The sequence below is a fragment of the Arthrobacter melezitosi genome, assembly GCF_054511055.1.
The window spans coordinates 1-22,006 of sequence record NZ_JBTNDJ010000019.1; the positions used below are offsets into that span (position 1 = coordinate 1).

Below are 22,006 nucleotides of genomic sequence, written 5' to 3' on the forward strand. Positions count from 1 at the left end.
CGGGCCTTCTTGGTTGTTGCCGAGGGTTGGCTGCTAGGGATCAACCAGCCCGGGTCCGGCGTCCCCGCCGGCGCGGCACAGTCCGCCGCGGCGTCCGGTTGCGGCGGCGGTCAGCTCTTGGAGAGCGCTCCGGCCACGAGGAAGGCCATCTCGAGCGACTGCATGTGATTCAGCCGCGGGTCGCAGACCGATTCGTAGCGCTCGATGAAGGATTCCTGGTCCACGGGGTCCGCCCCGCCGAGGCACTCGGCGACGTCGTCTCCGGTCATTTCGACATGGAGCCCGCCCGGGAACGTCCCAAGGTCGTTGTGCACCTCGAAGAACCCGCGGACCTCGTCCATGACGTCGTCGAAGTTCCGGGTCTTGTACCCGTTCGGCGAAGTCACCGTGTTGCCGTGCATCGGATCGGTCACCCACAGCACCTGCGCTCCTGAGGCCGTCACCTTTTCGACGAGCCGGGGCAGCTTCTCGCGGATGTTCCGGGCCCCCATCCGGGTGATGAACGTCAGGCGGCCCGGCTCGCGGTTCGGGTCGAGCTTGTCGATGAGGGCGAGCGCGTCGTCGCCGGAGGTGCCGGGACCCAGCTTCACGCCGATGGGGTTGCGGACGCGGGAGAGGAAGTCGACGTGGGCGCCGTCGAGGTCGCGCGTGCGCTCCCCGATCCAGAGGAAATGCGCCGACGTGTCGTAGGGCAGGTTGGTGCGCGAATCGATCCTGGTCAGCGCCCGCTCGTAGTCAAGGAGCAGCGCCTCGTGGCTGGCGAAGAACTCGACCCGCTTGAGTGCTTCGAAGTCGGCTCCGCAGGCATCCATGAACCGCACCGCACGGTCGATCTCGCGGGCGAGCGACTCGTAGCGGGAGTGCGCCGGGTTGGCGGTGAACCCCTTGTTCCAGTGGTGCACGAGCCGCAGGTCGGCGAACCCGCCCTGCGTGAACGCACGGATCAGGTTCAGGGTGGACGCCGAGGTGTGGTACGCCTTCACCATCCGTGAGGCGTCGTGGCCGCGGCTCTCCGGGGTGAATTCGTAGCCGTTGACCATGTCACCGCGGTAGGCGGGAAGGGTGACGCCGTCGCGCGTCTCGTCGTTGGAGGAGCGGGGCTTGGCGAACTGGCCGGCCATCCGCCCCATCTTGATCACCGGCAGCGACGCGCCGTAGGTGAGGACGACCGCCATCTGGAGGATCGTCTTAACGCGGGCGCTGATCCGGTCGGCCGTCGCGCCCTCGAAGGTTTCCGCGCAGTCGCCGCCCTGGAGCAGGAACGCCTTGCCCTGGGCCGCCGCCGCGAGTCGTTCCCGCAGGACGTCCACCTCACCAGCGAACACCAGCGGGGGCAGCGAGGAGAGCTCCCGGATCGAGGAGGCGTGCACGGCCGGATCCTGCCACTGGGGCTGCTGCGAGATGGGAAGGCCCCGCCAGGTGTCCAGCCCTGCTGAACCGGCGGCGGGAAGCGGAAATGGAGGCAATAACGCTGAGGCTGCAGTATCGGTCACTTCTCAAGCCTACTGGTTCCTCGGTTGACGTCCGTCGCCGCCCGTCACGCAGCCGTCCCGCTTTGTCACATACGCCACGGCCGCCCCATCAGGACCGGCGTCGGACCGGTCCGGTCAGGCTGTGTCCTTCTTCCGTCCTGCGGGCGGATCCGCCCTGCCCACCTCGGTCACGGCACCGGGAGCCGGTGCGCGCGGCGCCTCCGGCGGCGGGATCCTCACCGCCGCACGGCGGGTGTCGGCGCCGGGCCGGTGGTGCTTCCTGCCCGCTGCCTTCTCGGCGGCCAGCCGCTCCTTGACGCTGCTGGCGTAGGCGTCGACGTATTCCTGGCCGGAAAGGCGCATCAGTTCGTACATGATCTCGTCGGTGACGGAGCGCTGTATGAAACGGTCGTCGGCAAGGCCGGAGTACCGGCTGAAGTCCAGGGGTTCCCCGACGATGATCCCGACCCTGCGGATGTTCGGGATCCGCCGCCCGATGGGCTGGACCTTGTCGGTGCCGATCATGGCGACGGGGATGACGGGGACCCCGGTGGCCAGGACCAGCTTGGCCACGCCGGTCTTGCCGCGGTACAGGCGTCCGTCGGGGCTGCGGGTCCCCTCGGGGTAGATGCCCAGGAGCCCTCCGTCATTGAGGATGTCCATCCCGGCCGTCAGCGAGGAGGAGGATGCCGCGCCGCCGGAGCGGTCCATCGGCAGCTGGTTCGAGAGCCGAAAGAACATGGCGGTCAGCCGGCCCTTGATGCCCCTGCCGTTGAAGTACTCCGACTTCGCCAGGAAGACAACGGGGCGGGGCACCGCGACGGGAAGGAAGATGGAGTCCGAAAAGGAAAGGTGGTTGCTGACCAGGACGGCGGGCCCCTCGGCGGGAATGTTGTCAAGGCCCTTGACCCAGGGCCGAAAAAGCACTCTCAGAATCGGACCGACGATGATCCTCTTCATGACCCAATAAAACACGCTGCCAGCCTTCCCTGCAGGGACCGCCCGGCTCCCACCGGACGGCACGCTTTTCCTTTTGTGACATTACTCTAAGGATCCCGCCGGCTGGTACGACGCGGTGGACGGGTGCGACCATTGACGCATGACATCGATTCCCGGAGCCGTTGCCTTCACCCAGGACGGCACCGGTGAGGCGGGCAGGACGGGCGTGCTGCTCAGCCACGGGTTCACCGGCTCGCCGGTCAGCATGCGGGCCTGGGCCGACCACCTCGCAGCCCAGGGCTTCTCCGTCCGGCTGCCGCTGCTTCCCGGGCACGGCACTTCCTGGGAAGAGCTTGCCCGCACCCCCTGGCGGGCCTGGTACGGCGAGTACGAGCGCGCCTATGAGGACCTCGCCGGCGGCACCGACCGGATCATCGCCGCGGGGCTGTCCATGGGAGGTGCGCTGGCACTGCGCCTGGCGGCCCACCACGACGTCGCCGGGGTCGTCGCCGTCAACCCCGGGCTCACGTTCGCCGACCCCCGGGCACGGTACGCGGGCGTCCTCAAGTACGTGATGAGGTCGGTGCCCGCCATCGGCAACAACATCCGGCTCGAGGGCCAGGACGAGGGTGCCTACCCGCGGACCCCCGTGGCCGCGGTGCACCAGCTCGGCGGGCTCTTCCGCGACACGGTGGCCCTGCTGCCCCGGGTCACGGCCCCCACCCTCATCTTCCGCTCCGACACCGACCCGGTGGTCCCCGAGTCGAGCATCGCGCTTCTCGAGCAGCGCCTGGGCAGCGCTGAGCTCGAGATTATCCGGTTGACGAACAGCTACCATGTGGCCACGATGGACCATGATGCACCCTTCATCTTTGACCGGTCCGCGGACTTCATCAGGCACGTGAGCGCAGGTACCAGCGTATGACCCCCCGAGAGCCGAACGAGTCCACCGACGACGCCGTCTGGCGGGATCTCGTGGCCCGGTTGGAAAGCACCCCCGGAGCCCCCGAACCGAGCGGATCCGATGATCCGGAGCCCAGCGACCGGGACCGGGTCGAGGCCATCTTCCGGAACCAGCCGCTCCGGCCGGCCGGGCCCAGGGACTATGAGGAACCCGAGGACGAGGAGGATCCGGAGGGCGGTGCCGGGTATGTGCCCCCGGATCCTCCGCCGCTCGGGGTTGGCGATCCCCTGGTGGTCCTCGCCTGGCTCGGCGCGGCCGGCGGGCCGGTGCTGCTCCTCCTGTTCGCGATGTTCTGGCGGGACGCCCCGACGCCGGTGACCCTGGGGCTGCTTGGCGCCTTCCTGGCCGGTGTTGTGTTCCTGGTCCTGCGGCTGCCCCGCCAGCGCGACTACGGCGACGACGGCGCCGAAGTCTGATTCCGGTCCGGCCCTCCGGGCGGGCCTAGCGGGTGCGCGGCATGGCGCGCGAGAGGTCGGCCGCCCCGATCAGGCCGGCCGACGGGCCCAGCGCGGCGGCCTCGATGGCGGCGGCGGGCCGGAAACCCCGTCCGGTCAGGTTGCGTGCGAACGCCCGCCGGGCCGGGTCGAGGAGCAGCCCGCCCGCGGTGCTGAGCCCACCACCGACGACGAAGGTGCCCGGGTCGAGCGCTGCCGCAAGGTTCGCCAGTCCGAGTCCGAGCCACTGTCCGACCTCCTCGACCAGTTCCCTCGAGGCCGCGTCCCCCTCGAGGGCGAGCCTCGTCACCAGCGCACCGGTGATTCGCCGGGGATCGCCTCCGGCCGACGCCAGGAGCGCCTGCGCCACGGGTGAGTTCGCCGCCGCCAGTTCCCGGGCCTCCCTGCCCAGGGCATTTCCCGAGGCGTACTGCTCCCAGCAGCCGCGGTTGCCGCACTCGCACCGGTGGCCGCCGGGCATGATGACCTGGTGTCCGAACTCCCCCGCCACCCCGTACCGGCCGCGCTCCACCCGCCCGTCAAGGATCATCGCCCCACCGATCCCCGTCCCCAGGGTGACGCAGACAAGGCGCGGCTCTCCGCGGCCGGCGCCGAACTTCCATTCGGCCCAGGCGGCGGCGTCGGCGTCGTTGACAACCGTCACCCGCCGTCGGAGCAGCTTCTCGAGGTTCCTGCGCAGCGGTTCGTTGCGCCACGCGAGGTGCGGGCTGAAGAGCACCGTCCCGTTGGAGAGGTCCATCCAGCCGGCGGCCCCGATGCCGATCGAGCGGATCCGGTGCCCGCGGCCCAGTTCCCCCACGAGGTCGACGATGACCGCCTCGACCTCGCGGGCGTCGCTGCCCGGCGTTGAGCGGCGGGCCTGGGCGAGGAGGCGGCCGTGGGGGTCGACCACGCCGGCGGCGACCTTGGTCCCGCCGATATCGATGCCGATCGCCAGTCCCCGCCGGGCCGGAGCGGACAGTCCGGGGCGTCCGGCACGGACCGGCAGTCCTGCCCGGCGGGCCGCCGGCGGTTGCCGGGCCGGCCAGGGAAGGGTGCTGCGGCGCCGCAGCTGCAAGGGTACCGGCTGCTCTCCAGCTGCCATCTCATCCTCCTGAAGAATTCCGCCGTGGGAGCCGGTGCGCATTTTCCACCACCGTTACCATTTCGTACATTACTGGACAGTAACGAAGCCTCGGGCACCCTATAGTCTTAGGAAAATGCCTGAAAAAGTCGGCGATATCAAAGGAGCTATTGTGCGCGAAATCAGTGTTCCCGTCCTGGTGGACGTCCCCCGCAACAGCAACACTACCGATCTCGTGGTGCGGCAGGCGGCGAAGACGTCCAACCCGGCCCTGTTCTCCGTTCAGGACGGGGCCGGCCAGTGGAATGACATCCGCGCCACCGAGTTCCGCGAGCAGGTTGAGGCGGTCGCCAAGGGCCTCATCGCCTCGAACGTCCAGCCGGGTGACCGGGTGGCCATCATGGCCCGCACCCGCTACGAGTGGGCCCTTGCCGACTTCGCCATCTGGTTCGCCGGCGCCGTCCCGGTCCCGGTCTATGAGACCTCCTCCCCGGCGCAGGTGGCGTGGATCCTCAGCGACTCCGGCGCGGTCGCGGCCTTCGTCGAGTCGGCCCGGCACGAAAACGTCGTCCGGGAAGCCGCCGCCTCCGCAGGCACTTCGGCCCTCGCCCACGTATGGCAGATCGACGGCACCGGCCTGGAGACCCTGAAGACCGCCGGGACCCTGGTGGAGGACTCAACGCTGGCCGACCGCCGGTCGCTGGCGGACCTCGACGACATCGCCACGATCATCTACACCTCGGGCACCACGGGGCGCCCCAAGGGCTGCGAGCTCACCCACGGGAACTTCGTCGAGCTCTCCGAAAACGCCGCGGCCGCGCTGTCCGAGGTCGCCCATGAGGGTGCGCGCACCATCATGTTCCTGCCGCTGGCGCACGTCTTCGCCCGGTTCATCTCCGTGCTGTGCGTCGCTTCCGGGGCGACCGTGGCCCACACCTCCGACGTTAAGAACCTCCTGCCGGATCTGCAGAGCTTCAAGCCGAACTTCATCCTGGCGGTGCCGCGGGTGTTCGAGAAGGTGTACAACAACTCGATGCTCAAGGCCGAGGACGGCGGCAAGGGCAAGATCTTCCATGCCGGTGTCGATGTCGCCATCGCCTGGTCCAAGGCCGACCAGGCCGGAAAGGTCCCGCTGGCCCTGCGCGCCAAGCACGCCCTGTTCGACCGCCTCCTCTACGGCAAGATCCGTGCCGCCATGGGCGGGAAGGTGAAGTACGCGGTCTCCGGCGGCGCGCCGCTCGGTGACCGGCTCGGCCACTTCTTCCACGGCATCGGGCTGCTGGTCCTCGAGGGCTACGGGCTCACGGAGACCACTGCGCCGCTGACCGTCAACACTCCGCAGAAGATCAAGATCGGCACCGTCGGCGCCCCGCTGCCGGGCATAGCCGTGAAGATCGCCGACGACGGGGAGATCCTCGCCAAGGGTGTCGCCGTGCTTCGGGGGTACTTCAACCGGCCGGACCTCACGGCGGAAAACTTCGTGGACGGCTGGTTCCGCACCGGCGACATCGGGGAACTCGACGACGACGGATACCTCCGCATCACCGGGCGGAAGAAGGAAATCATCGTCACCGCCGGCGGCAAGAACGTGGTGCCGGCCATGCTCGAGGACACCATCCGCGCCAATGCCATCGTGTCCCAGTGCGTGGTGGTCGGTGATCAGCGCCCCTTCATCTCGGCGCTGATCACCCTCGACGAGGAGGCGCTGCCGGGCTGGCTGGAGCGGCACCAGCTGCCCGCCGGCACGTCGATGGAGGAAGCCGTCAGCCACCCGGCCGTGCTCGCCGAGGTCCAGGCCCTCGTCGACGAAGCGAACAAGACGGTCTCCCAGGCCGAGGCCGTCAAGGTGTTCCGCATCGTGCCCACCGACTTCACCGAGACCAGCGGGCACCTCACGCCGTCGTTGAAGATCAAGCGCGCGCAGGTGCTCACCGACTACTCCGACATCGTCGAGGACATCTACGCCTCCCCGCGGGTCTAGCAGTACCGCCCGGCGCTCAGCCCGCCCGAAAACGACGAACGCACCCGGTTAACCGGGTGCGTTCGTCGTTTCCGGGCGTGTTCGTCGTTTCCGGGCGCGCCGGCCGCTGCGGTCAGTCGTGCAGCTCGTCGACGACCAAGGCGGCCAGCTCGATCACCGCGTTGCGCGTAGCCGGCTGCAGCTTCGCCAGGTCGATGCGGGAGCCTTCGGCCAGGTGCCGGTCGTACGGGATGCGCACCACGGTGCGTACCCGCGACAGGAAGTGCTCCTCGATCTCCCCGACCTTGACCTGGGTTCCGGTGCCGGAGGACAGGTTGATGACCACGATGGCCTTCTCCACGAGGTCGTGCCTGCCGTGTGCCTCGAGCCAGGAAAGGGTCTCGGAGGCAAGCCGTGCCTCATCGACGCTGCCGCCGGAGACGAGCACCACGGTGTCCGCCTTCTCGAGGGTGCCCTTCATCACCGAGTGGACCATCCCCGTGCCGGAGTCGGTCAGCACGATCGAGTAGTACCGGCCGAGGATGTCGGTCACCGCCCGGTAGTCGGCGTCGTCGAACGCCTGCGCCACGGCGGGGTCGGTATCCGAGGCCAGCACGTGCAGGCGGGACCCGTCGCGCGTGACGTAGTGCGCGAGCTGCGCGAAGGAGTCGACCATGAAGCGGTTCTGCACCAGCTGGCGGGCGGTGAAGTCGGCGCGGCCCGGTGAACGGTCGGACAGCGTTCCCCGGTCGGGGTTGGCGTCCATGGCGATGATGCGGTCCTCGCGCATGTCGGCGAGCGCCATGCCGAGCAGCGTTGTGACGGTGGTCTTTCCGACGCCCCCCTTGCGGGAGAGGACCGGCACATAGCGGGTGCGCCCGCCCAGGCGCACGGCGATCCGGTGCTCGGTCGCCCTGCGGATCCGCACGGCATCGGAGTCCCCGAGGTTCACGTACCCCAGCGTCGCCTCGTACACCCAGCGGCGCCAGCCGCCGGAGGGCGGGCGTTCGGTGCCGGTCAGGAGGCGGTCGGCGGTCAGGGCCGACGCCGGTTCCGGGCCGGTCCCGTGTCCGCGGCGGGCGCTGGCGGCCTCATCGGCCACCGCGGCTGCGGCTCCGGACGCCTCGGCGCCGGAAGGGTCGGCGGCGGGCGGCTCGGGGGATCCGCTCGGGCGCCAGCCGGTGGGTTCGGCGCTGACGGGGACCGAGAGGAGGTTGGGGGCGGCGGTGGCACCGATCTCCGGGATAAGCGTGGGCGGCAGCGGCGCCTGGATGACCGGCACCGGGCCGACCTGCACCACGCCGTTCCACAGGGCGGAGGGGTCCTGGCCGGCCGTCGGGATGTGCGCCTCCGGCGCGGCCACGGGAAGGGCTGCCTGCCTGGATCCGGCAGCGGCCGCCGGGGGGTGCGGCGGCAGCGCGGTCGGCGCACCTCCGGCGGGGGGCTTCGTGCTGGAAGGTGCCACGGCGCCGGGCGCGGCGGGGCATCATCGATGAACTCTAGCGCAGCACCTCCCGCCCGGTGCAGGCTGCACCGGGCCGGAGCCGCTTCGGTCAGGCGGGACTGATGACGACGAGCAGGTCGCCGCCCTGGACCTGCTGGGCACCGTCGGCGGTGATGCGCTGCACGGTGCCGGCGGTCGGGGTGGTGATGTTGGCTTCCATCTTCATCGCCTCGATGGTGGCGACGGTGTCGCCGGCGCTCACCGTGGCGCCCTCCGTAACGGTCACCGTGACGGCGCCCGCGAAGGGTGCCGCGATGTGGCCGGCATTGGACGGGTCGGCCTTCTCCGCCGCCTTGACCTCGCTCTGGACGCTGCGGTCGCGCACCGAAACGGGCCGCATCTGGCCGTTGAGGGTGCACATCACCGTGCGCAGTCCCTTCTCGTCGGCGTCCGAGACGGCCTCGAGCGTCGCGATCAGCCTCACGCCTTTCTCGAGTTCGATGACGTGCTCGCCGCCCTGCTGCAGTCCGTACAGGTAGTCGGCGGTGTTCAGCACCGAGACGTCACCGTAGGTCTCCCGCGTCCGGGTGAAGTCCGCGGCCGGCCCCGGGAACAGCAGGCGGTTCAGCGTGGTCCGCCGCTGGGCGGAATCCCCGGCCAGGGCCTGCTCGTCGGCGGCCTCCAGGTCAACAATGCGCGGCTTAACGGCCCGGCCCTGAAGCGCCTTGGAGCGGAACGGTTCCGGCCAGCCGCCAGGCGGGTCGCCGAGTTCGCCGTTAAGGAACCCGATCACCGAGTCGGGGATGTCGTAGTTCTGCGGGTTCTCCTGGAAGTCGGCCGGATCGGCGTTCGAGCCCACCAGCTGGAGCGCCAGGTCACCGACCACCTTGGAGGACGGGGTGACCTTCACCAGCCGGCCGAGGATGCGGTCCGCCGCGGTGTACATGTCCTCGATCGCCTCGAACCGCTCGCCGAGGCCCAGGGCGATGGCCTGCTGCTTGAGGTTGGACAGCTGCCCGCCCGGGATCTCATGCCGGTACACGCGGCCGGTGGGGCCCGGCAGTCCCGATTCGAACGGCGAGTAGGTGCGCCGCACGGCTTCCCAGTACGGTTCGAGGGAGCTGACGGCGTCCAGGTCGATGCCGGTGTCGCGCGGGGTGTGGGCGAGCGCCGCCACCAGGGCGGACGCCGAGGGCTGGCTCGTGGTGCCGGCCAGCGGGGCGCTGGCGGCATCGACGGCGTCGACCCCGGCGTCCACGGCGGCAAGCAGCGTCGCGAGCTGCCCGCCGGCGGTGTCGTGGGTGTGGAGGTGCACCGGCAGGTCGAAACGCTCGCGGAGGGCGGTGACGAGCTTCGCGGCCGCGGCGGGACGGAGCAGCCCCGCCATGTCCTTGATGGCCAGGATGTGCGCCCCGGCGGCCACCATCCGCTCGGCCAGCCCCAGGTAGTAGTCGAGGGTGTAAAGGGTTTCCTTTGGGTCGAGCATGTCCGCGGTGTAGCACAGGGCCACCTCGGCCACCGCCGTGCCGGTGGCCCGGACCGCCCGGATCGCCGGTTCCATCTGGGACACGTCGTTGAGCGCGTCGAAGATCCGGAAGATGTCGATGCCCGAGGCCGCGGCCTCCTTCACGAAGGCCTCGGTCACGGCCTCCGGGTACGGGGTGTACCCGACGGTGTTGCGTCCGCGCAGGAGCATCTGCAGGCAGATGTTCGGAATCTCCCGCCGCAGCGTATCGAGCCGGTCCCACGGGTCCTCCCCGAGGAAGCGCAGGCCGACGTCGTAGGTGGCCCCGCCCCAGGCCTCAACCGACAGCAGCTGCGGGGTCAGGCGTGAGACGGACCCGCCGGCGGCCGCGAGGTCGCGGGTGCGCACGCGCGTGGCGAGCAGGGACTGGTGGGCATCACGGAAGGTGGTGTCGGTGACGGCGACGGCCTCCTGGGCGCGCAGCCTGGCGGCGAACCCCTCCGGGCCGAGCTCCTGCAGCAGCTGGCGCGACCCCGGCGGCAGGTCCTGCCCGCCCTCGGGCGCCGCGGGCAGCTTCTCCCGCGGGTCGAGGTGCGCCGGGCGTTCCCCGTTGGGCTTGTTGACGGTGACATCGGCCAGCCAGGTCAGCAGCTTGGTTCCCCGGTCCGCAGGGACCCTCGCGGTGAGCAGCTCGGGGCGTTCATCGATGAAGGAGGTGGCGACATTGCCGGCGATGAAGTCAGGGTCGTCGAGCACCGCCTGGAGGAAGGAGATGTTGGTGGAGACCCCGCGTACCCGGAACTCCGCCAGTGCACGCCGGGCGCGGGTGACCGCCATGGGATAGTCGCGCCCCCGGCAGGTCAGCTTGACGAGCATCGAGTCGAAGTGCGGGCTGATTTCGGCGCCGGCGTACACCGTGCCGCCGTCGAGGCGCACCCCCGCGCCGCCGGCCGAACGGTAGGCGGTGATCCTTCCAACGTCGGGGCGGAACCCGTTGGCCGGGTCCTCGGTGGTGATCCGGCTCTGCAGCGCGGCACCGCGCAGCTGCACCGTGTCCTGGCTCAGGCCGAGATCGGCAAGGGTCTCCCCCGCGGCGATCCGCAGCTGGGACTGCACGAGGTCGACGTCGGTGACCTCCTCGGTCACCGTGTGTTCGACCTGGATGCGCGGGTTCATCTCGATGAACACATGCTGGCCGGCACGTTCGCCCACAGTATCGACGAGGAATTCGACGGTCCCGGCATTGACGTATTTCAGGGCCTTGGCGAAGGCGACGGCGTCGCGGTAGAGGGCCTGGCGGATCGAGTCGTCGAGGTTCGGCGCCGGCGCAATCTCGATGACCTTCTGGTGGCGGCGCTGGAGGGAGCAGTCGCGCTCGAACAGGTGCATCACGTTGCCCTCGGCATCGGCCAGGATCTGCACCTCGATGTGGCGGGGGCGCAGCACTGCCTGCTCAAGGAACATCGTCGGATCGCCGAAGGCCGACTCGGCCTCGCGCATGGCGGCCTCGAGCGCTCCCGGGAGGGCCTCGCGGGTGTCCACCCTGCGCATGCCGCGCCCTCCGCCGCCGGCGACGGCTTTGGCGAAGACGGGGAACCCGATCTCGTCGGCCGCCGCGATCAGCTCATCGACGTCGGCGCTTGGCCGTGAGGACTTCAGGACCGGGATGCCGGCCTGCCGGGCGGCGTCAAGCGCCTTGACCTTGTTGCCGGCGAGTTCGAGCACGTCCGCCGGCGGTCCGACAAAGGTGATGCCGGCCTCGGCCGCGGCCCGAGCCAGGTCGGGGTTCTCCGACAGGAATCCGTACCCGGGGTAGATGGCGTCACAGCCGGCCTCCCTGGCGACCCGCACCACCTCCGCGACGTCGAGGTAGGCCCGCACGGGGTGGCCCTGCTCCCCGATCAGGTAGGCCTCGTCGGCCTTCTGCCGGTGGATGGAGTTGCGGTCCTCGTAGGGGAACACGGCGACAGTCTTCGCCCCCGCCTCATGCCCCGCACGGAAGGCCCGGATGGCGATTTCGCCGCGGTTTGCTACAAGAATTTTGGAGAACATGCCGCTCCTGCTTTATTACGGTTCAAATGCTGGCGAATGTACCGGTAATTCGATTTTCCGCCCTGCGGCGGGTCTTCGCATCGTTTCAGCACGAGCCTACAGTCGGATGGCCGGACCCGCTCAAATTACGTCCGAATACTGGCCCCGCCGGTCCGTGCGGCATGCCGGACGGAATTACCTCCCGCGGGACCTTAGAATAGGGAAGCGCATCAGCGCCCCGCCGTGCCCGGAGCCGGAATTCCCGCGATTTAAGGTAGAGGTTCAACCAGTGCAAGTAGTCAGTATCAGCAGCCTCAAAGGCGGCGTGGGGAAGACCTCCGTAACCCTGGGGCTGGCATCGGCGGCACTCGCAGCTGGCATCCCGACCCTCGTGGTGGACCTCGACCCCCACGCCGACGCGACGACCGGCCTGGGGGTGAGGGCCGGCGGACAGTTGGACATCGGGCGGCTCCTGAAGAACGCCCGCCGCGGCGACCTCGCCGCCAACACCGTGCCCAGCGGCTGGGTCGAGACCGCGCTGGAGCAGAACCCAACCGGCTCCGGCGCCAAACCCGTCCTCGACGTCGCCATGGGCTCGGCCTTTTCCGGCATCTACGACCGGCCCGACCTCGGCCGCCGCGACCTGCGCCGGCTCTCGACGCTGCTCTCCCGGGTCACCGGCTACGGCCTGGTGCTCATCGACTGCCCGCCCTCGCTCAACGGACTCACCCGGATGGCCTGGACGGCGAGCAACCGGGTCCTGCTGGTGGCCGAGCCCGGACTCTTCTCGGTGGCCGGGACTGAGCGCACGATGCGCGCCATCGAGCTCTTCAAGGCCGAATACGCGCCCGGCCTGCAGACCGCCGGCATCGTGGCGAACCGGGTGCGCTCAACCTCGAACGAGCACACGTTCCGCCTCGCGGAGATGAAGCAGATGTTCAACGAACTGCTGCTCAGCCCCACGATCTCCGAGCAGGCCAACTGGCAGCAGATCCAGGGCGCCGCGCACGCGGTCCACCACTGGCCGGGCGAATCGGCCCGCCAGGCCTCGGAGTACTTCGACGAACTGCTGCGGACCCTCGTGGGCTCCGGCAGGCTGCGCAGCCGCGTCGCCCGCCGCTGACGTCCGCGGGACGGCACGCCCCGGCGCGCCCGGGTGGTTCGATCGGCCGGCTCCCATGGTGGACCCATCAGGCAGGCATGACGAGGCTGCGGGCAAGAGCCTGCCCGGGCGATGAGGGCGAAGAAGGGGCGGGTACCGCCGCTGGGAACCGGGCGCGGCGTCAGGTCCGGGGCGCTCCCAGGGGCGCCTGCCGGGCGGTGGGTGCGGGTCGGGCCTCAGCCGATCCGGCGGGCCGTGCGGCGCTTGCTGAGCTCGTCGTCCGGGAAGTCCTGGTCGGCGGCGTGCTCGCTGGGCAGCGCGGCAAGGCTGCCCTCGACCTCGCGCCAGACCCGGCCGACGGCGATGCCGAAGACACCCTGGCCGCCCTGGACGAGGTCGATGACTTCATCGGCGGAGGTGCACTCGTAGACGCTGGCGCCGTCACTCATCAGGGTGATTTGGGCGAGGTCCTCCACGCCGCGTTCGCGCAGGTGCTCCACGGCGGTGCGGATCTGCTGGAGCGAGACGCCGGTGTCGAGGAGCCGCTTGACGACCTTGAGGACGAGGATGTCGCGGAAGCCGTAGAGCCGCTGCGTGCCCGATCCCGAGGCACCGCGGACGGCGGGTTCGACGAGGCCGGTGCGGGCCCAGTAATCAAGCTGGCGGTAGGTGATGCCCGCTGCCTTGCACGCGGTGGGACCGCGGTATCCGGCGTCTTCGTCGAGCACTGGGAGGTCTTCGGTGAACAGGAGGCCCTGGGCGCTGGGGGGTATGCCAGTGCCCGCCGCTGCCGGGCTTTTCAGCTTGCCGGCGTCACCCTTCGGACTCACGCGTGCCTCCTCATTGGGTTCCCGGGGAAGTAGCCTCGGGAGGCCGGATCTCAGGGCTCATTTCCAGTGTGCCCCGAGTTCCTCTCCGTTGCAATGGGAACCGTATGCTTTGACGTTAGATCGCCCGGGACACAAGGTCAAAGATGCGGGCCCTCAAAGATTGGCGTGTCGAGCCGTCAGGGCTCAAAATCCTCGGGTTCGACGTCGGCGAGGAATTCGCGGAACTGCTTCAGTTCCTTTTCGGCGGTTTCCTGCTGGTCGCCGGCTTCCTCGTCATCGACGTCCGGGTCGGCGATTTCGACGCCCGCGGCGTCGAGGACCTGCTCGGCGCAGTAGATGCTGCACGGGACGCGCAGGGCCACCGCGAGGGCGTCGGAGGCACGGGAGCTGACCCTCGTGCCGTCGTCGAGCACCAGCTCAGCGTGGAAGACGGTGTCCTGCACGGCCACGATGCGGACCTCGGAGATCGCGCGCCCGGCTGCGGCGACGACGCTGACCAGGAGGTCGTGGGTCATCGGCCGGGGCGGAACGATCCCCTGCTGGACGAACGCGATGGCGCTGGCCTCCGGCGCCCCGATCCAGATCGGAATGTGCCGCTCCCCCGCCAGTTCCTTGAGCAGCACAAGGGGCTGGTTGGAGGGCAGTTCGATTCGAACCCCGACAACTTCCACTTCGATCATGGCCGGCCTAACTGTCCATCCTGGCTATCTGAGAGTAAACCAGGGCGCTGTGAAGGTTAAGGCACAATTCGCTGATCTCCCGGGCGGTCTCGGCCGCCCGGGCCTTGGAGGCCACGTCGCGGCGGGAGGCCACCGGGGCGACGACCCGTTCGACGAGGCCCAACTCCCGGTCGGCGGCCGCCCGGAAGGGGCGCAGGTGGCGCGGTTCGATGCCGTGGCTCTCGAGCTGGACGCAGGCCTGCGTGACCTTCAGCGCGTGCTCGTCGAACCGGCCCTCCACCGGGGCGATCAGCCCGAAGCTGACCAGGTCGTCCACGAGGCGGCGCGGGGCCTTCGCCTCGGCCGCGAGGGTCTCCGCGGTGAGCCTGCGGGCGTGGGAGCTGAGTTCCCGGGCCAGCTGGTCCGAGACCATGCGCGGGGAAAGGCTCATGCCCCCGGGCAGTGACTCGGGCCGCTCGCCCCGGTCGATCGCATCGACGTAGTCCTTGATGACCTTCAGCGGCAGGTACTGGTCGCGCTGGAGGGCCAGGACGAAGCGGAGGCGTTCGACGTCGGTCGGGGCGTACTTGCGGTACCCAGCCCGGGTGCGCTGCGGGCTGATCAGGCCCTTCTCCTCGAGGAACCGGATCTTCGACGCGGTGACCTGGGGGAACTCCGCCGCCAGCTCCCGGAGGACTTCCCCGATATTGAGGACTCCGGGGCTGGGATGGGCCGGGGCGATACCGACGGTTCGCCGGCTGGGCTGGGATGTCGGCATGAAGTGGATCAGGCCTGCGCCGCGGGCTCGGAAGGGGCCTGGCCGGTGGTGGTGGCGCGGGCGGCGTAGAAGGTGAGCCGGAACTTCCCGATCTGGACCTCGTTGCCGCTGCGCAGCACCACGCTGTCGACGCGGTCGTTGTTCACGTAGGTGCCGTTGAGGCTCCGGGTGTCGACGACCATGAACCCGTTGGGGGTGCGGCGGAACTCCGCGTGCTGCCGGGAGACGGTGACATCGTCGAGGAAAATGTCGGCGTTGGGGTGGCGCCCGGCCTTGGTGACGTCCTCATCGAGGAGGAACCGCGCGCCTGCGTTGGGCCCGGAGTGGGCCACGAGGAGGGCGGATCCTGCTGGCAGCGCCGCAACGGACGACTGTTCCTCCTTGGTGAGGTGTCGCTCGACCTCCGCGAAGACCGCCTGCGGGGGCAGGCCGATGGACGTCGTTTCCGGAGACTGCATCTGGTGCCCTCCTTCGTTTACGGCTGCGTTGTCGTCGCCAACCATTGGTGTTTCCTCCCGCATTAGGCGGCCAACCGGACAATGCCGGTTGGCCGTGAAGTACTGCCAGGGCCGGTGTGTCTAGCCTACCTGCTGTGAGTATTCCGTTGAACTCAGCAGGTCCTCGACCACCGCGGCGCTCTCGACCTTGATTTCCATCAGCCAGCCCTCACCGTAGGGATCGGAGTTGATGAGCGCGGGATCGTCGTCGAGCCCTTCATTGCGTGCAACGACCTCGCCGGTGACCGGAGCGTAGATGTCACTGACGCTCTTCGTCGACTCGACCTCCCCCACGACGTCGGCGCCGGTGACCGAGGTGCCGACCTCGGGCATCTGGACGTACACGACGTCGCCGAGGGCGTCCTGGGCGAAGTCGGTGATACCCACGCGGACGATGCCGGCGGCGTTGGGCTCGGTGACCCACTCATGCTCGGCAGTGTAGTAGAGGCCTTCGGGGACGTTGCTCATGATTGCCTTTCGTTGTGCTTTCCACGTGGAGGAGGGGGCGGCAGCGCCCAGCCGATACTGATCGAGTATAGGCATAAATCACATCCGTCGACCGCGCGGGCGGGTCGATCGGATGACTTATACGCGCCGCGCCGAAGGCATGAAAGTTAACCCTGCGCTATTGACTTTGTTGCCCGCCCGATTTCCTCCTGCCTACCGTTAATCACGGAATCAGGGCGGAAGGTGAGAATCATGATCCCCACAAATCTGAGGGCTCTTCCGGCGGCGCTCGGCGTGAGTGCGCTGCTCCTCGTCGGGTGCAGCGAGGGCCTCGGCGGTCCGGGCCCGGAGAACCCCGTCGAAGAGGTGACCCAGGATCCGACCGTACCTGCAGCGGAGTCCGCCACGGCCGGGACCACGCCGTCCTGCGAGCCGCGCGGCGGCGAAGGCGGCGGAACCGGCGGGACGGGCACCGAAACCGAAGGGACGGGCGCCACGGACTCCGAGAGCGTTCAACCCTCGATCGGGGCCACCAGCCCCGGCGGCGGCGAAACCGGGGCGGCCGGCGGCGGCGAAACCGGGGCGGCCGGCGGCGGCGAAACCGGAGCCACGGGCACCGAAACCGGGGCGGCCGGCGGCGGCGAAACCGGAGCCACGGGCACCGAAACCGGGGCGGCCGGCGGGACCGGCACGGGCCGGGGCGCCGACGCCTGCGAGCCGACGGACACTGCGACGGACGCCGGGGCGACCGGGACCGACAACACCGGCGGCGGGGGCACCGGCACCGAAGGTGAAGGGAGCGGGCCGGAGACGGCCGGGCCCGACGGCAACGAGGAGGGCACCGGCGGCGGATAACGGCAGCCGGGCTGCCGAGCGCTTCCGGCCGGCGCGGCCGACCGGTCGGGCATTAACGCGGCAGGGGCCGTTTCCGGAATCTTCCGGAAACGGCCCCTGGCCTTTGATTTCTCTGTCGGGATGACAGGATTTGAACCTGCGACCCCTTGACCCCCAGTCAAGTGCGCTACCAAGCTGCGCCACATCCCGATCGGTTTGACCAGCCGGTCAAACCACCTCAATTACTGTACAGCATTTTCCGGGGAGCTTCGGACAACGCTCAGCGTTTGCGTCCGCGTTTTTCCCTCACGCGCATGTTGACCTCGATCGGGGTGCCCTCGAAACCGAAGGTTTCCCGGAGGCGGCGGGTGATGAAGCGCCGGTACCCGGGATCGAGGAACCCGGTGGTGAACAGCACGAACTTGGGCGGGCGGCTCGAGGCCTGGGTGCCGAAGAGGATCCGCGGCTGCTTGCCGCCGCGCACCGGGTGGGGGTGCGCGGCCACGAGCTCGCCCAGGAAGGCGTTGAGGCGTCCGGTGGGGATGCGGCGGTCCCAGGACTCCAAGGCGGTGTCCAGGGCCGGCACCAGGCGGTCCTTGTGCCATCCGGTCAGGGCCGAGATGTTCACCCGCGGCGCCCAGTCGACGTGGGCGAGGTCCTGCTCGATCTCACGCTCGAGGTACCGCCGCCGTTCGTCGTCGAGCAGGTCCCACTTGTTGAAGGCCAGCACCAGGGCGCGGCCTGATTCGATGGCCATGTTCAGGACGCGGACGTCCTGCTCGCTGAGGACCTCGTCGACGGCCAGGAGTACGACGGCGACCTCGGCCTTCTCCAGCGCCGACTGGGTGCGCAGCGAGGCGTAGAAGTCGGCACCCTGCTGCATGTGCACCCGGCGCCGGATGCCGGCGGTGTCGACGAAGCGCCAGGTGCGCCCGCCGAGTTCGATCATCTCGTCAACAGGGTCCCGGGTGGTGCCGGCCAGCGGGTCGACGACGACCCGGTTGGAGCCGGCGAGCTTGTTCAGCAGCGAGGACTTGCCGACGTTGGGACGGCCGATCAGGGCCACCCTGCGCGGGCCGCCGGAGCGTTCGATGCCGCCGTGCTCGGAGAACTCGGGCAGGATCTCGATGACCTGGTCCAGCATGTCGGCCGTGCCCCGGCCGTGCAGGGCCGAGACCGGCCAGGGCTGGCCGAAGCCGAGGCCCCACAGGAAGGAGGCGTCGGCCTCGTTCTGGATGTCGTCGACCTTGTTGGCCACCAGGATGACCGGCTTCTTCTTCCGGCGCAGCATCTTCACGACCGCCTCGTCGGTGGCGGTGGCACCGACCGTGGCGTCGACGACGAGCAGGACGGCGTCGGCCATGTCGACGGCGATCTCGGCCTGGTCGGCGACGCGCGCGGCGATGCCCTTGGCGTCGACTTCCCATCCGCCGGTGTCCACGAGGGTGAAGTTCCGCCCGTTCCACTGCGCGGGGTAGGACACGCGGTCGCGGGTGACCCCGGGGGTGTCCTCGACGACGGCCTCACGGCGGCCGAGGATGCGGTTCACGAGGGTCGACTTGCCGACGTTGGGCCGGCCCACGATGGCGAGCACCGGGTTGAGGCGCTGCTCGGCGTCCTCGTCGTACTCTTCGTCCCCCTGCGCGAGCAGGGCGGCGTCCTCTTCGTCGAGCTCGTAGTCGGCCAGCCCGGCGCGCAGCGAGGCCGCGCGCACCTCGGCTTCGGCGTCGTCGATCGCTTCGAGGCGTTCGGCGACCTGGTCGTCGCCGGTGGGTTCAAAATCGGTGTCGGGCCCGGTCGGGTCCTGGGGCGAGAGGTTCCCGCTCATGAGTGTTTTCCTTAATTCAGTCTTAACTGCTAGTGGGCGACGGTGTGGACGACGTCCAGTACGGCTGCGACCGTCTGCTCGAAGTCAAGCTCGGATGAGTCAACGGTAACGACCCCGTCTGCGGCCTGCTGGAAATTGACGACCGTCGAATCCTTGGCGTCCCGCTCGAGCACCTGCTGCTGCAGCTGGGACGAGGACTGGGTTCCGCCGAGCTGGTCGCCGCGCCGGCGCAGGCGCGCCGTTTCGCTGGCGGTGAGCAGGATCCGGACCTCCGCGTCGGGGGCGACGACGGTGGTGATGTCCCTGCCCTCGGCGACGATCCGGTGCCCGGCGCCGGCGATCAGCGCCCGCTGCCGCCGGATCAGTTCGGCCCGCGCACCGAGGGTCGTGGCGACGGCGCTGACGGCCGAGGAGACCCGGGGTTCGCGGATCGCCGTGGTGACGTCGACGCCGCCCAGGGTGACCAGCTCGCGGTCGGGATTGGTGCTGATGTACAGCTCGATGGTGCGGGCTGCGGATTCGACGGCGGCGGCGTCCTTGAGGTCGATGCCGGTCGAGAGGCAGTGGAGCGTCACCGCGCGGTACATGGCTCCGGTGTCGAGGTAGGCGGCGCGGAGCCGGCGGGCGGCTTCGCGGCTGACGCTCGACTTGCCCGACCCGGAGGGCCCGTCGATGGCCACCACCAGCGACTTGCCGAGCCGGAAGTGGGAGTGGATTGTGGATTCGCTCATTGGACGACCTTCCAGCCGCGGCCGGTCAGTGACTCCGCCAGCTCGTTCCGACGGCCGGGGACAACCCAGACCTCTGCCATGCCGACCTGCCGGCCGGGTGAGTGTTCGAGGCGCAGGTCCTCGACGTTGACGCCGATGTCGCCGATGTCGGCGAGGAGGCGCGCGATCTGGCCCGGCACGTCCTCCACCAGCACGGTGAGCCGGGCGAAGGAGCCCGGCGGGGTGCCGTGCTTGCCCGGGATGCGCGCCTGCCCGGCGTTGCCCTCGGCCATCAGCTGCGCCATGTTTAGGCGCGCGCCGGCGGCGACCGGGTTTTCGAGGGTGCCGATGAGCCGGTTGAGGTCCTCCCGGACGCCGTACAGGATGCGGACGAGCTTCTCGGCGTTCGCCGAGAGGATCTGCACCCACAGGCGCGGGTCGCTGGCGGCGATGCGGGTCACGTCCCGGAGCCCGTTCCCCGCGAGGGCGAGCGAATGGGCCGGGGTGTCGGCGAGCCGGCTGGCGACGAGGGAGGAGAGCACCTGCGGAAGGTGCGAGATCAGCGCGACGGTCTCGTCGTGCTCCTCCGGGGACATGCGCGCCGGCACCGCGCCGAGGTCGACGGCGAGCGCTTCGGCGCAGCGCACCGCGGCGGGTGAACTGGCCGGTCCGGGGCACAGGACCCAGGGCATGCCGGTGAACAGTTCGGCGGTTGCGGCCACCGGGCCGGAGCGTTCGCGGCCCGCCATCGGATGGGTGCCGACATACCGCTCAAGGTGCGCGCGGTCCGCCACTGCTGCCTCGACCCCCTGCAGGACGGCCGACTTGACGCTGGCGATATCGACGACGACGGCGCCGGGGTAGTCGGCGAGGGCCGAGGCCGCGAGCGCCGCCGCGACGTCAGGCGGGGCCGCCACGACGACGAGTTCGGGCAGAAAGCCGGGCACCTCACCGAGGGCGCGGCCGGCGCCGATGTCGACGGCCACCGCCTGGGTGGACGGCGAGATGTCCGACAGGGCAACATCGACACCGCGGGCGCGAAGGCCCAGGCCGATGCTCGCCCCCAGCAGTCCGGTGCCGATGACGAGCACCGGACCGGCGAGATGTGTTCCGTTGTCCCTTGCAGGTTCCATCCGCTAGAGGCCCACCGATGCGAGGAGGTGGCCGACCTCCTGGCGGCCCAGGACGCGGATGCTTCCCTGCCGCTGGTCGTTCAGGCGGATCGGGCCGATCTGGGTGCGGACGAGACGCTCAACGGGATGCCCGACGGCGTCGAACAGGCGGCGCACCACGCGGTTCTTCCCCGAGTGCAGCACCACCTCGACGAGGATGTGTCCGGGCGTGGAGTCGATGAGCTTGAAGGAATCCACCTTGGAGATACCGTCCTCCAGTTCGATTCCCTCCTTCATCTGGGCGCCGATTCCCGGGCCCATTGGGCCGCGGACCTGCACGTAGTACGTCTTGGGCACTTCGTAGGACGGGTGGGTGAGCCGGTTGGTGAGCTCGCCGTCGTTGGTGAGGAGCAGCAGGCCCTCGGTTTCGGCGTCGAGCCGGCCGACGTGGAACAGCCGCTCGTTCCTGTTCTTGTTCTTGAGGAAGTTCCCGATGCTCGGACGGCCCTCGGGGTCCTCCATGGTGGAGATGACGCCGCGCGGCTTGTTGAAGACGTAGTACTTCAGGTCCTCATTGAGCTGCAGGCGCATGCCGTCGACGTGGATTGACACCTCGGACGGGACAACCCGGACGCCGAGTTCGCGCACGATGGTGCCGTCGACTTCGACCCTGCCGTCGAGGATCATCTCTTCGCAGACCCGGCGGGAGGCCACTCCCGCGGAGGCCATGACCTTCTGGAGCCGGACGCCGTCGGGGTTGTGCATGTCGAGTTCGTCGGCGGGCCGGGTGGCACGGGCCGCCTTGGGACGGCGCACCGGCCCCAGGTCCTTCCCGAAGCGTTCACCGCCGAAGGCCCGGGGGCCCGACGGCTTCTGCCGCGTCGGCTTTCCGGCTGCCGACTTCTTGGCCGCGTACCGGTCCGCGGCGGGGTTCCCGGTGCCCCGGTAACCGGAGTCGCGCCGCGCCTCGCCCGTCGGACGGCCGGCACGCTCGCCCGTCGGACGGCCGGCACGCTCACCCGTCGGACGGCCGGCACGCTCACCCGTCGGACGGCCGGCACGCTCACCCGTCGGACGGCCCGAACGCTCACCCGTCGGACGGCCCTGTGCAGGGCGTCCGGCAGCGTGGCGTCCCTCGGTGGAGCGCCCGCGGCCGGCTCCGGTTCCGGAGCGGGCCGGACGGTCATCGCGCTGGGAGCGGTCGTCGCGCTGCGGGCGGTCGTCGCGCTGCGGGCGGTCGTCGCGCTGCGGGCGGCCTGAACCGGCGGACCGGTCGTAGCCTCCGCCGGAGGTGCCTCCGCCGGGCCTGCCGCGGCCCGTTCCGCTGGACGGCCTTCCAGTGGACTTGCCGCCACGTCGAGCGTCGTTCCGTCCGGAGCCGGATCCTGGCGCCTGTGTCATTAAAAGTCCTTCTGG

Annotated in this window: 19 protein-coding genes and 1 tRNA gene; 5 read left to right on the plus strand and 15 right to left on the minus strand. The window is 69.9% G+C overall.

The annotated features are described in order from the left end of the window. Nucleotides 1-110: 110 nt before the first annotated feature. Together ACX80W_RS14835 and ACX80W_RS14840 are read right to left on the minus strand one after the other, a co-directional pair. Nucleotides 111-1,493 (minus strand): class II 3-deoxy-7-phosphoheptulonate synthase, encoded by a 1,383-nt coding sequence (locus ACX80W_RS14835; protein WP_459284599.1) that lies wholly within the window; start codon nucleotides 1,491-1,493, stop codon nucleotides 111-113. A 114-nt stretch (nucleotides 1,494-1,607) separates the two neighbouring features. Further along, the gene (locus tag ACX80W_RS14840; protein WP_459284601.1) at nucleotides 1,608-2,447 is read right to left on the minus strand and encodes a lysophospholipid acyltransferase family protein; all 840 of its coding nucleotides are present in this window, start codon (nucleotides 2,445-2,447) and stop codon (nucleotides 1,608-1,610) included. Between the two features lie 124 nt (nucleotides 2,448-2,571). On the opposite strand from ACX80W_RS14840, the gene ACX80W_RS14845 reads away from it, so the two are divergent. After that, nucleotides 2,572-3,336, plus strand: a complete 765-nt coding sequence (locus ACX80W_RS14845; protein ID WP_459284603.1) for an alpha/beta hydrolase — start codon at nucleotides 2,572-2,574, stop codon at nucleotides 3,334-3,336. Then, a complete protein-coding gene (locus ACX80W_RS14850; protein WP_459284605.1) occupies nucleotides 3,333-3,791 on the plus strand; it encodes a hypothetical protein in 459 nt (152 codons plus the stop codon). The genes ACX80W_RS14845 and ACX80W_RS14850 overlap by 4 nt, the downstream gene beginning before the upstream one ends. Nucleotides 3,792-3,816: 25 nt before the next feature. On the opposite strand, the gene ACX80W_RS14855 is transcribed toward ACX80W_RS14850, so the two are convergent. Further along, on the minus strand, nucleotides 3,817-4,914 hold the full coding sequence (locus tag ACX80W_RS14855) for an ROK family glucokinase (protein WP_459284607.1): 1,098 nt from the start codon (nucleotides 4,912-4,914) through the stop codon (nucleotides 3,817-3,819). Between the two features lie 151 nt (nucleotides 4,915-5,065). On the opposite strand from ACX80W_RS14855, the gene ACX80W_RS14860 reads away from it, so the two are divergent. Then, complete coding sequence (locus ACX80W_RS14860; RefSeq protein ID WP_459284608.1) at nucleotides 5,066-6,874, plus strand: AMP-dependent synthetase/ligase; 1,809 nt, start codon at nucleotides 5,066-5,068, stop codon at nucleotides 6,872-6,874. A 112-nt stretch (nucleotides 6,875-6,986) separates the two neighbouring features. Here the strand turns inward: ACX80W_RS14860 and ACX80W_RS14865 are convergent, their stop codons facing one another. Beyond that, nucleotides 6,987-8,216, minus strand: coding sequence for a MinD/ParA family ATP-binding protein (locus ACX80W_RS14865; RefSeq protein WP_459284610.1), 1,230 nt, complete (start codon nucleotides 8,214-8,216; stop codon nucleotides 6,987-6,989). A 190-nt stretch (nucleotides 8,217-8,406) separates the two neighbouring features. After that, on the minus strand, nucleotides 8,407-11,814 hold the full coding sequence (locus ACX80W_RS14870) for a pyruvate carboxylase (protein ID WP_459284612.1): 3,408 nt from the start codon (nucleotides 11,812-11,814) through the stop codon (nucleotides 8,407-8,409). 268 nt (nucleotides 11,815-12,082) lie between these two features. On the opposite strand from ACX80W_RS14870, the gene ACX80W_RS14875 reads away from it, so the two are divergent. Continuing rightward, nucleotides 12,083-12,916, plus strand: a complete 834-nt coding sequence (locus ACX80W_RS14875) for a ParA family protein (protein ID WP_459284614.1) — start codon at nucleotides 12,083-12,085, stop codon at nucleotides 12,914-12,916. Nucleotides 12,917-13,131: 215 nt separating this feature from the next. Here ACX80W_RS14875 and ACX80W_RS14880 read toward each other — a convergent pair whose 3' ends face one another. The 5 genes from ACX80W_RS14880 to gcvH form a co-directional block, all read right to left on the minus strand. Then, nucleotides 13,132-13,725: a MerR family transcriptional regulator gene (locus ACX80W_RS14880; protein WP_459284616.1), complete on the minus strand. Its 594-nt coding sequence runs from the start codon at nucleotides 13,723-13,725 to the stop codon at nucleotides 13,132-13,134. Nucleotides 13,726-13,901: 176 nt separating this feature from the next. Further along, nucleotides 13,902-14,405, minus strand: coding sequence for a bifunctional nuclease family protein (locus ACX80W_RS14885; RefSeq protein ID WP_459284618.1), 504 nt, complete (start codon nucleotides 14,403-14,405; stop codon nucleotides 13,902-13,904). Between the two features lie 7 nt (nucleotides 14,406-14,412). Then, complete coding sequence (gene ftsR, locus ACX80W_RS14890) at nucleotides 14,413-15,162, minus strand: transcriptional regulator FtsR (RefSeq protein ID WP_459284620.1); 750 nt, start codon at nucleotides 15,160-15,162, stop codon at nucleotides 14,413-14,415. An 8-nt stretch (nucleotides 15,163-15,170) separates the two neighbouring features. Then, the gene (locus ACX80W_RS14895; protein ID WP_459284622.1) at nucleotides 15,171-15,665 is read right to left on the minus strand and encodes an FHA domain-containing protein; all 495 of its coding nucleotides are present in this window, start codon (nucleotides 15,663-15,665) and stop codon (nucleotides 15,171-15,173) included. A gap of 75 nt (nucleotides 15,666-15,740) precedes the next feature. Continuing rightward, nucleotides 15,741-16,127, minus strand: a complete 387-nt coding sequence (gene gcvH, locus ACX80W_RS14900) for a glycine cleavage system protein GcvH (RefSeq protein WP_459284624.1) — start codon at nucleotides 16,125-16,127, stop codon at nucleotides 15,741-15,743. A 231-nt stretch (nucleotides 16,128-16,358) separates the two neighbouring features. Here gcvH and ACX80W_RS14905 point away from each other — a divergent pair, with 231 nt between their 5' ends. Beyond that, the gene (locus ACX80W_RS14905) at nucleotides 16,359-16,961 is read left to right on the plus strand and encodes a hypothetical protein (protein ID WP_459284626.1); all 603 of its coding nucleotides are present in this window, start codon (nucleotides 16,359-16,361) and stop codon (nucleotides 16,959-16,961) included. 115 nt (nucleotides 16,962-17,076) lie between these two features. On the opposite strand, the gene ACX80W_RS14910 is transcribed toward ACX80W_RS14905, so the two are convergent. From ACX80W_RS14910 to ACX80W_RS14930, 5 genes are all read right to left on the minus strand, one after another. Beyond that, nucleotides 17,077-17,150 (minus strand) — tRNA-Pro (locus tag ACX80W_RS14910). Between the two features lie 70 nt (nucleotides 17,151-17,220). After that, entirely contained in the window at nucleotides 17,221-18,768 is a 1,548-nt protein-coding gene (gene der / locus ACX80W_RS14915; RefSeq protein ID WP_459284628.1) for a ribosome biogenesis GTPase Der, read from the minus strand. 29 nt (nucleotides 18,769-18,797) lie between these two features. Next, nucleotides 18,798-19,499, minus strand: a complete 702-nt coding sequence (cmk, locus tag ACX80W_RS14920) for a (d)CMP kinase (RefSeq protein ID WP_459284630.1) — start codon at nucleotides 19,497-19,499, stop codon at nucleotides 18,798-18,800. After that, nucleotides 19,496-20,611: a prephenate dehydrogenase gene (locus ACX80W_RS14925; RefSeq protein ID WP_459284632.1), complete on the minus strand. Its 1,116-nt coding sequence runs from the start codon at nucleotides 20,609-20,611 to the stop codon at nucleotides 19,496-19,498. Before ACX80W_RS14925 ends, cmk begins: the two co-directional genes overlap by 4 nt. Nucleotides 20,612-20,614: 3 nt before the next feature. Then, nucleotides 20,615-21,991: a pseudouridine synthase gene (locus ACX80W_RS14930; RefSeq protein WP_459284634.1), complete on the minus strand. Its 1,377-nt coding sequence runs from the start codon at nucleotides 21,989-21,991 to the stop codon at nucleotides 20,615-20,617. Nucleotides 21,992-22,006 lie beyond the last annotated feature (15 nt).